We start from the raw sequence: 1,644 nt of genomic DNA, 5'->3' as shown, positions 1-1,644 counted from the left end.
GCACCAACGCCAGGTCACCGTCCACCAGGATGCGCTGAACCTCGAACCGGGAGTCTGGCGATCCGTCGAACTTCGGCGTCAGCATTCTTACTGCCGCCTCAGGCCCGTCAGGAATGGTCGGGTTGTGCTGCCGGTAGTCGTCGGCCACAAGGAAGTCGAAGGCTTCACGCACCCGTTTTTGGGTGTAGAAGATCTCCACGAAGCGCTCGAACGCTGCGCGGTTGTCAACCATCGCGGGTCAGCCCTTCAGGCCGCCGGAGAAGCCCTGGATGAACCGTTTCTGCGCGAACAGTAACAGCGCCAGGATGGGAATCATGGAGACGATCACTATCGCGAAGATCGAGTTCCACTGGGAGACCAGGGAGCCGATGTAGTAGTACATGGCCACCGGCAGCGTCTGGTTGACGGAGCCGCCCAGGAAGATCAGCGACGTGAAGAAGTCGTTCCACACGATGAGCCCGGCGAAGATGGTGACCGTTCCCGTGGCTGGGGCCATCATGGGGAACACCACCTTGGAGAAAATCTGGGATTTGCTGGCGCCGTCGATGGTGGCCGCTTCTTCGTAGTCCGTGCCGAGGCCGCGGAAGAAGTTTGCGTAGAGGAAGATCGACAACGGCAGGAGCATGCCCGTGTAGAGGATGATCAGGCCCCAAGCGGATCCGGTGAGCCCAAGGGCCCGTGCACCCATGTAGAGCGGGACGGCGCCGAGCTGGCCGGGGAGGATGATGGCGATCAGGAAGAGGTAATACGCGCCCTTGCTCCAGCGTCGGGTGCTGCGGGAGATGACATATCCGGTGATGGAACCGAGTGCGATCAGCCCCACGATGCTGCCTGCGGTGATGATGGCGCTGTTGACCAGGCCCATCACCACGTTGGAGTTGCCGGTGGCGGTGAGGACGTCGATAAAGTTGCTGAAGTCGGGGCTTGTTGGCGGAGCCAGGGCCGAGGTGGTGAACAACTCGTTGTCCGGCTTCAGGGTAGTTGTCACCAGGAAGTAGAACGGTGCGAGGAACACCAGGGCCAGCGCCCAGAGGCCGACTTCGCGGAGCAGGGTGAGTTTGGTGTAGCGGAACATGGCTTAGTCCTCAGGGTTCGAACGCGTCAGCCGCTGCTGGAGAACGGCGAAGATCAGGATGATGGCGGCGAGCACCAGGGCCAGGGCGGCACCGCCCCCGAAGTTCCCGAGCGCAAAGGCCTGCTTGTAAACCAGCGTGGCCAGCGTTTCCGTCGCTCCGGCCGGTCCGCCGCCGGTGAGCGCCATGATGGGATCGAAGACGCGCAGCCCCTGGACGATTCCCAGGGTGGTGGCGATGGCGACGGCGGGGCGGATGGCGGGCAGGGTAACGTTGCGGAACCGCTGCCACAGATTGGCGCCGTCAATGGCCGCCGCCTCCTCCACTTCCACGGGGACACCGGCCAGGCCGGCCATGAAAATCACCATGGCAAAGCCGGTGGAAGACCAGACCAGCACCACCAGCACGGTCCAGATGGCCCACTGCGGGTCGGCCAGCCACGGCTTGGCCTGGTCGCCGGCGCCTATTGCCGTAAGGAAGGCATTGAGCGGACCGTCGAAGTCGAAGATGTATTTCCAGATGTAGGCCGTGGCTAGCGGGCTGAGCACCACCGGCATGAAGAAGAGGGTCC

The 1,644-nt window shown here is 63.1% G+C and carries 3 protein-coding genes; all 3 read right to left on the bottom strand.

Features of this window, described 5'->3' with window-relative positions:
• The coding region (locus LQV45_RS30720; RefSeq protein WP_230011052.1) for a nuclear transport factor 2 family protein at nt 1-232 on the bottom strand (232 nt) is incomplete at its 3' end.
• A 6-nt stretch (nt 233-238) separates the two neighbouring features.
• Complete coding sequence (locus LQV45_RS30715; protein WP_230011051.1) at nt 239-1,075, bottom strand: carbohydrate ABC transporter permease; 837 nt, start codon at nt 1,073-1,075, stop codon at nt 239-241.
• Nucleotides 1,076-1,078: 3 nt separating this feature from the next.
• On the bottom strand, nt 1,079-1,644 hold a 566-nt coding region (locus LQV45_RS30710; RefSeq protein ID WP_230011050.1), incomplete at its 5' end, for a carbohydrate ABC transporter permease.

Source organism: Microbacterium sp. Bi128 (assembly GCF_918698205.1).
Note: the sequence above shows the minus strand (reverse complement) of the source record. Positions and strands in the feature narration are given on the sequence as shown.

Bases quoted from the DNA above. Each gene is read 5' to 3' on its own strand.
- LQV45_RS30715 (WP_230011051.1), bottom strand. From the start codon at position 1,075: ATGTTCCGCTACACCAAACTCACCCTGCTCCGCGAAGTCGGCCTCTGG.